The following is a 337-nucleotide window of genomic DNA, read 5'->3' as shown; positions in this document are numbered from 1 at the left end:
CGAAGGCCAAGGAGGACCACGAGCTCACGTGGGAGCACTGGGCCCGCCGGGTGCAGAAGTACCTCGCGCACGTGGAGATGCTGTTCTCGCCCGAGCTGTTCGTCATCGGCGGGGGCGTCAGCCGCAAGTCCGAGAGGTTCCTGCCCCTGATCGAGGGCATCAAGGCGGAGATCGTCCCGGCCCAGCTCCAGAACAACGCGGGAATCGTGGGCGCGGCGATGCGGGCCGCCAAGCAGGAGTGAGCGCCGCGGCGGGGCGCTCGGACCGTCCGGAGGTGCGGGGCCGGGACGGTCGGGTCACGCCGTCCGGCGGCGCTGTGCCGCCCGGCGGCGCAGCA

General features: G+C 72.7%; 1 protein-coding gene. It reads left to right on the top strand.

What is annotated here, in order from left to right; genetic code table 11:
* On the top strand, positions 1–242 hold a 242-nt coding region (locus ADL25_RS17995), incomplete at its 5' end, for an ROK family protein (RefSeq protein WP_159044947.1).
* Between the last annotated feature and the right edge of the window lie 95 nt (positions 243–337).

Source organism: Streptomyces sp. NRRL F-5122, assembly GCF_001507435.1.
GTDB lineage: Bacteria > Actinomycetota > Actinomycetes > Streptomycetales > Streptomycetaceae > Streptomyces > Streptomyces lannensis.
The sequence above is the reverse complement of the archived record's forward strand: the minus strand, read 5'-3'. Positions and strand labels throughout refer to the sequence as shown.